Here is a 6,776-nt window from a genome sequence, read left to right as displayed (position 1 = left end):
CGACCTGCCGCGCCACCACGGCCGAGGCTTCCCCCGCCTCGAGGTACATCCGCGTCGCCTCGGCGGTGAGGGGCTGGGCTTCGGGTCGGGTCAAGACGGTCGCCTCCAAGACGGCTTCCTTTGCAAGGTTCGGATCAGGACAGGGCGTTCAGCTCGGCCACGAAGTCGTAGGCGTCGCCGCGGTAGTAGGATTGGGTCACTTCCACCGTCCGGCCGTCCCGCAGGAAGCCGCGCCGCTCGATGAGCAGGCCCGCGTCCTTGATCGGCACGCCCAGCAGGTCGGCCTGCTCGGCGGCGAACAGGATGGCGCGCAGGCGCTGCAGCGCGCGCACCGGGCGATGGCCGGTCTTCTCAAGCGCCTCGTAGAGCGAGGTCTCGACGATCTCGGTGGAGGGCAGGGCGAAGGCGGCGATGGTGGTGTACTCGACGGCCATCGGCGCGCCGTCGGCGTAGCGGATGCGGGCGAAGCGGTAGACCGAGGTTCCGGGCGACAGGCCCAGCGTCAGCGACTCCTCCGGAGTCACCTGGCCTTCGCCGCGGCTGATCCACTCGCTGTGGGGAACCCGGCCGCGCGAGATCATGTCTTCTGAGAACGACGACAGCTTGGAGAAGCTCTTCTCCACGCGGGCGGCGACGAAGGTGCCCGCGCCCTGGCGGCGCGTCAGCAGGCCTTCGCTGACCAGGCCGTCGAGCGCCTTGCGAACGGTGATCCGCGAAATGCTGAATTCTTCGGCAAGGTCGCGCTCGGCCGGCAGGGCGTCGTCGGGCGACAGGATCTTCTTCTGGATCGCCTCGCGCAGGGCGCGCTGAAGCTGCTTGTACAGCGGGGCATGGTCCTGCCCGTGGCCGTCCAGGCGTCCGATCTTTTCGGAAAACAGCATCACGTCCCAACCCCCTGGCCCACGGCCATCAGGCCCTCAATCGCCCCGATCCGTCCGGCTCGAACGCCGGCGCAACAGTTCATGACCATTTTCATACCAATTATCTCGTGGTCTGCAATTGGTTCTTTTTCGGTCTTGTCAGATGCAAAAATTTCGTCACAGTCACACTCCGAGGCCTGAGAAGTACCGCTCGTTGCGGGTTCGCCGCGAGAAATTGGTATCAGATTGGGCTTTGGGGTTCGGCTCCGGGTCCAATGGCCCGGCACAAAGGGGAGAAGCCGAGTATGAAGAGCATCCACAAGGCGGTCTTGACCGCTTCCGCCAGCCTGCTGGCCGTATTGGTCGCCGCGCCCGCGATGGCGCAGGAGACATCGACCTCCGTCGAGGAGGTGGTCGTCACCGGCATTCGCGCATCGCTGCAGCAATCCATTCAATCCAAGCGTAACGCCGACGCCATCGTCGACGTGGTCACCGCCGAGGACGTCGGCAAGTTCCCGAGCTCGAACGTCGCCGAAGCGCTGACGATCGTGCCCGGCGTCACCGTCGACCGCCAGTTCGGTCAGGGTGAAAAGGTCTCGATCCTGGGTACGGACCCGGCTCTGAACCGCACTCTGCTGAACGGTCAGACCGTGGCTTCGGCCGACTGGTTCATCCTTGATCAGCCCGGCCGCACGTTCAACTACGCCCTGCTGGCGCCGCAGATCGTCGGCAAGGTCGAAGTGTACAAGTCGCCGGAAGCCCGCATCGATGAGGGGAGCATCGGCGGCACGGTCATCGTCAACACCCGCAAGCCGCTGGACCTGAAGGCGCTGACCCTGCAGGGCTCGCTCAGCTACCTCTATAACGACCGCTCCAAGGAGTCCGACCCGCAGGTCGCCTTCCTGGGCAGCTGGAAGAACGAGGCCGGCACCTTCGGCATCGCGGTTTCGGCCCAGCACGCCAAGGACCAGCTGCGTCGCGACGGCATCGAGTCCTACGGCACGATCCCGGCCAGCTACTATAACGGCGGCAATCCGGAGAACCCGGTCAGCTCGATCACCAACGGCAACTGCACCGGAACCTGCGCCGCCACCCTGGCGGCCAATCCGAACGCCCGCGGCGTCAACTCGCTGTCGGTCTCCTATTTCGAGCAGGAACGCGTTCGCGACAGCTACACCGCCGCCGTCCAGTGGCGCCCGACCGACGCCCTCGAACTGAACTTCGACTGGCTGAAGATCAAGGCCACCTACGACAACACCAACCAGTCGCTGTTCGCCTTCCAGGGCAACACCTGGAACAGCCTGGGCGCGCTGACCGACATCGTCATCACTGACAACGTCATCCGCAAGGCCTCGTTCAAGAACGCGCTGAGCGTGCTGGACGTGCAGTACCGCGAGGCCGAGCTGAACTCCGACACCTACCACTTCAACGGCAAGTGGACGGGCGACGGCTTCGACGTGGCCGGCGACCTCGGCTATTCCAAGGCCGACGGCGGCACCAAGCGCCAGCTGTACGGGGAGTTCCTGAACTGGGCCGACTACACCGTCGACTTCACGGGAACGCCGGGCGCGCCGGGCGTGCTGACCTACACCAACCCCGCCGCCAACGGTAACCCGCTGGCCGACGCCAGCAAGTTCTCGTTCGACGGCGGCTGGGGCGCGGGCGACCCGTCGGTTCCGGGCGCGCCGGGCTACAATTCCGGCTGGGGCGGCAACATCGTCTCCAAGCCGACCACCGACAAGGAAACCTACGGCCAGCTCGACTTCGGCAAGGACTTCGAGGGCGTGATCAAGCGCGTCCAGTTCGGCTACAAGTACCGCAAGCACGAGACCACCCAGGCCATGTCGGGCGTCACGGTCGCCGTCTACGGCAACCCGGCCAGCGCCTCGCAGTTCAGCCCGTCGATCGTGCCCAGCAACTACCTGAGGGGCTTCGACGGCGTCACCGACCAGATGGGCAGCCGCTTCAAGATCGACGGCAAGGCCCTGGCCGACTACATCGACCGCGGCGGCTACCTGCGTCCGTGGCAGGCCAAGCCGGTTCCGACGGTGTTCGGCAACGCCGAGTTCACCGCCCAGAACTGGGGCATCGAAGAGACCATCAACGCCCTCTACGGCCAGGCCAACTTCCAGGCCGACAACGTTCGCGGCAACTTCGGCCTGCGCTACGTGAAGACCGAGTCCGACAGCGGCGGCTATGCCTGCGTGAACCAGACCGCCACCGGCTGCGGCACCACCGCCGCCGACTGGGCCTGGAAGGTGAAGTCCAAGAAGTACGAGGACTTCCTGCCCAGCCTGAACGTCATCGTCGACGTCCAGGAGGATCTGGTGTTCCGCTTCGCCGCGGCCCAGGTGATCTCGCGTCCGAACTACGCCGACATGTCGAACTACTTCTGGCTCTCCGACCAGATCCTGACCGGCGGCGGCGGCAACCCGGACCTGAACCCGTACAAGTCCAGCAACGTCAACGCCTCGCTGGAATGGTACTTCGCGCCGGAAGCCATCCTGTCGGCTGAAGCCTTCCACAAGGACATCAGCAACTACATCCTGCAGCAGACGGTCGCCGAGCCGCACTTCAACCAGGCGCGCAACGCGATCACCACCTACCAGATCAGCCGTCCGACCAACGCCGGCTCGGCCACGGTCAAGGGCCTGGCGGTGGCCTACCAGCAGACCTTCGGCATGGGTTTCGGCCTGCTGGCCAACTACACCTACGCCGACGGTGAAGCGGACGGCGGCTCGCCGCTGCCCTACAACTCCAAGCACCAGATCAACGTCAGCCCGTTCTACGAGCACGGTCCGTTCTCGGCCCGGGTGACCTACAACTGGCGTTCGAAGTACTTCACGGGCCTGGATCGCGGCGACCAGATGTTCGTCCGCGCCTTCAAGGGCCTGGACGCGACCGCCGGCTACGCCTTCAGCGAGAACGTCAACCTGTCGGTCTCGGCGCAGAACCTGCTGGACAGCGAGTACTACGCCTACGCCAACACCACCATGCTGCCGCGCGGCGTCTACCGCACCGGCCGCAAGCTGCAGGCGACCCTCAACGTCGCCTTCTAAGGACCGGAACCGGAGGCGCGCCGAACCGCGCGTCTCCGATACCGCTGATTTGCATCGCGCGCGGCTTGGTTCAGGATCGCCCTCATGACCCGCCAGGCCGCGCCGATCACCCCCATTTCCCTCCTGACTGCAAGCAGCGAGCTGGGGCGGGGCGGCTTTGGCCGACCCGCCCGCCTTTTTGCCGACTGCCTGCCGGTGAGAGCGTCCCGCACATGATCCCCACGACCATGACGCAAGCCCGTCGCGCCGCCCTGTTCCTGGCCGGCGCCGTCTCCGTGGTCCTGGCCGCGCCGGCCATGGCGGCGGAGCCCCTGACCCTGACCCCCGCGCCGGTGAAGGCCCAGGCGGTCGAGGGCCATTTCCGCCTTTCCGCCGCCACCCGCATCCACGTGGCCAAGGGCGACGTCGAGGCCAAAGGCGTGGCGCTCCAGCTTTCCGACCTGCTGCACCGCGCCCGAGGGATCCGCCCGGCCGTGGTGGAGGGCGAGCCCGCCGCCGGCGAGGCGGCCATTTCGCTCGTCCGCGGCGGCCCCGACGGCGAAGGCTACGGCCTCGACGTGGCCCCCGGCGGGGTGAAGATCACGGCGTTGAAGCGGGCCGGCCTGTTCTACGGCGCGATCAGCCTGTGGCAGCTGGCCGTGCAGGACGAAGCCAAGGGGCCCGTCGACGTGCCGGCGGCCAGGGTCGAGGACGCCCCCCGCTTCGCCTGGCGCGGCTTCATGCTCGACAGCGCCCGCCACTATCAGTCGATCAACACCATCAAGCTGCTGATCGACGGCATGGCCGCCCACAAGCTCAACACGCTGCACTGGCACCTGGTCGACGACCAGGCCTGGCGGCTGGAGATCAAGAAGTATCCGAAGCTGACGGAAGTCTCTGCCTGGCGCACGCCGGCCGGGGCGGCCGCCCGCGACCCGAAGACCGGCAAGCCGGTGCGCTACGGCGGCTTCTACAGCCAGGACCAGGTGCGTGATCTCGTCGCCTACGCGGCCGCGCGCAACGTCACCATCGTTCCGGAGATCGAGATGCCGGGCCATGCCCTGGCGCCGATCGTGGCCTATCCGAAGCTGGGCCTGACGCCCAACCCGCCGGCCCTGGCCCGTCACGACTGGGGGATCTTTCCCTATCTCTACAATGTCGACGACAGCACGTTCGAGTTCCTGAACGACGTGCTCGACGAGGTCATGGACCTCTTCCCGTCCGAATACATCCACGTCGGCGGTGACGAGGCCGTCAAGGACCAGTGGAAGGAAAGCGCGGCGATCCAGGCCAGGATCAAGGCGCTGGGCGTCAAGGACGAGCACGGCCTGCAGAGCTGGTTCATCCAGCGGGTCGAAAAGCACATCAACGGTCGCGGCCGCCGCCTGATCGGCTGGGACGAGATCCTCGAAGGCGGTCTCGCCCCCAACGCCACGGTGATGTCGTGGCGGGGGATCGACGGGGCCATCGCCGCCGCCGGCCAGGGCCACGACACGGTGCTGTCGCCCGAGCCGACGCTCTATTTCGACCGCCGCCAGAGCACCTCCGTCGACGAGCCGCCGGGCCGCATGACGGTGAGCAGCCTCAAGGACGTCTACCAGTTCGACGCCGCCCCCGACGCCCTGACGGCCGACCAGCGCAAGCATATCCTGGGCGTCCAGGCCAACCTCTGGGTCGAGCACATCCGCACCGACGAGCGGGTGCAGCTGATGGCCTTCCCGCGCCTGGTGGCGCTGTCGGAAACCGCCTGGACCCAGGAGGAGCGCCGCGACTGGCAGGGCTTCACCGCCCGCGTGCCGGCGCAGATGGCCCGCCTGAAGGCCTTGGGCCTCAAGGCCAACACCGCGCCGTTCGAGCCGCAGGCGACCTTGCGTCCCGGCCAGGACGGGGCGATCGCCGCCAGCCTGAAGAGCGGGCTCGAGATCGGCCAGGTGCGCTACACCGTCGATGGCGCCGAGCCGACCGCGGCCTCGCCGGCCTATGGCGACACGCTGTCGCTGAAGGCGGGGACGGTCCTGAAGGCCCGCAGCTTCCTGGGCGGTCAGCCGCTGGGCCGCACCCGCGCCTGGACGGCCACCCAATGGGCCGCCGAGACCCGGGTCAGCCGCCAGCTGGAGCTGTGCGGCAACGCCATCCCGCTATTGTTCGAGGACGACGCGCCCGAGAACGGCCGCGACGGCGAGCGCGCCATCTTCGCCACCGACGTGATGAAGCCGTGCTGGGTGTGGAAGGGCGCCGACTTGTCCATGGGCCTGAAGCTGACCGCCCGCGTCGGCCAGACGCCGTGGAACTTCCAGATCGGCAAGGCCAAGGACCAGATCGTGGTGCGCAAGCCGGCCACGCCCGACGGCGAGTTGGAGGTGCGCGTCGGCGGTTGCGAGGGCGAGCGCATCGCGGCCATCCCGCTGGGCAAGGCCGGTCGCGGCCCGGGCCTGGGAACGGTCAGCGGCGCCCTGCCGGCCCGCGCGGGCGTCCACGACCTGTGCTTTTCCTTCACCGCCAAGGGCCTCGATCCGATGCCCGCGCTCGACCGCGTCACCCTGACGGCGGCCGGCCAGTAATCCCTGACCCGTAACGTCCAGGCGAGAGTTCCCCACGTGACCACCCTTGTTCTTTCTTCGCCGCTTGCAGGCTGGGTGGCGCCTTTGGATGAGACGCCGGATGCGGTGTTCGCCGAGCGTATGCTGGGCGACGGGCTGGCGATCGATCCGACGGGGTCGGTGCTGCATGCGCCGTGCGACGGGCGGGTGGTGACGGTGCACCGTTCGCGGCACGCGGTGACGCTGCGGGCCGACAACGGCGCCGAGATCCTGATGCATGTGGGTCTGGAGACGGTGGCGCTGGACGGCGAGGGCTTCACCGTCCTCGTGGCCGAGGG

General features: G+C 67.7%; 4 protein-coding genes. 3 read left to right on the top strand and 1 reads right to left on the bottom strand.

The genetic code is table 11. The features are described 5' to 3' along the window. Positions 1-134 precede the first annotated feature (134 nt). Positions 135-881 (bottom strand): GntR family transcriptional regulator, encoded by a 747-nt coding sequence (locus tag V6S85_RS26410; RefSeq protein WP_116487395.1) that lies wholly within the window; start codon positions 879-881, stop codon positions 135-137. A gap of 284 nt (positions 882-1,165) precedes the next feature. On the opposite strand from V6S85_RS26410, the gene V6S85_RS26405 reads away from it, so the two are divergent. The 3 genes from V6S85_RS26405 to V6S85_RS26395 form a co-directional block, all read left to right on the top strand. Beyond that, positions 1,166-3,919 (top strand): TonB-dependent receptor, encoded by a 2,754-nt coding sequence (locus V6S85_RS26405; RefSeq protein WP_334350798.1) that lies wholly within the window; start codon positions 1,166-1,168, stop codon positions 3,917-3,919. A 212-nt stretch (positions 3,920-4,131) separates the two neighbouring features. Beyond that, the gene (locus V6S85_RS26400; protein WP_334350797.1) at positions 4,132-6,459 is read left to right on the top strand and encodes a family 20 glycosylhydrolase; all 2,328 of its coding nucleotides are present in this window, start codon (positions 4,132-4,134) and stop codon (positions 6,457-6,459) included. Between the two features lie 36 nt (positions 6,460-6,495). Then, positions 6,496-6,776 (top strand): PTS sugar transporter subunit IIA (locus V6S85_RS26395; protein WP_334350796.1); only part of this gene is annotated, 281 nt, incomplete at its 3' end.

It is taken from the genome of Caulobacter sp. CCNWLW153, assembly GCF_036889365.1.
GTDB classification, from domain to species: Bacteria; Pseudomonadota; Alphaproteobacteria; order Caulobacterales; family Caulobacteraceae; genus Caulobacter; species Caulobacter radicis.
Note: the sequence above shows the minus strand (reverse complement) of the source record. Positions and strands in the feature narration are given on the sequence as shown.

Excerpts from the sequence above, each read along its gene's own strand:
- V6S85_RS26410 (WP_116487395.1), bottom strand. The coding sequence starts at position 881 with ATGCTGTTTTCCGAAAAGATCGGACGCCTGGACGGCCACGGGCAGGAC.
- V6S85_RS26405 (WP_334350798.1), top strand. The coding sequence starts at position 1,166 with ATGAAGAGCATCCACAAGGCGGTCTTGACCGCTTCCGCCAGCCTGCTG.
- V6S85_RS26400 (WP_334350797.1), top strand. The coding sequence starts at position 4,132 with ATGATCCCCACGACCATGACGCAAGCCCGTCGCGCCGCCCTGTTCCTG.